Origin of the sequence: Burkholderia sp. SIMBA_062 (genome assembly GCF_046534765.1) — a bacterium.
Lineage (GTDB): Bacteria > Pseudomonadota > Gammaproteobacteria > Burkholderiales > Burkholderiaceae > Burkholderia > Burkholderia ambifaria.
In genome coordinates, this window is record NZ_JAWRYD010000649.1 from 1 (window position 1) to 234 (window position 234).

The 234-nt window shown below is 60.7% G+C and carries 1 pseudogene; it reads left to right on the top strand.

What is annotated here, in order from left to right:
* A pseudogene (locus SB786_RS37790) lies at positions 1-234 on the top strand (dihydrolipoyl dehydrogenase); the annotation flags it as partial.

The window sequence follows — 234 nt, forward strand, 5'->3', positions numbered from 1 at the left end:
GTGATCTACACCCGCCCGGAGCTGGCCACCGTGGGCAAGACCGAAGAGCAGCTCAAGGCTGAAGGCCGTGCCTACAAGGTCGGCAAGTTCCCCTTCACCGCCAACAGCCGCGCCAAGATCAACCACGAAACCGAAGGCTTCGCCAAGGTTATCGCCGATGCCGAAACCGATGAGGTGCTGGGTGTGCACCTGGTAGGCCCAAGTGTCAGCGAAATGATCGGCGAATTCTGCGTG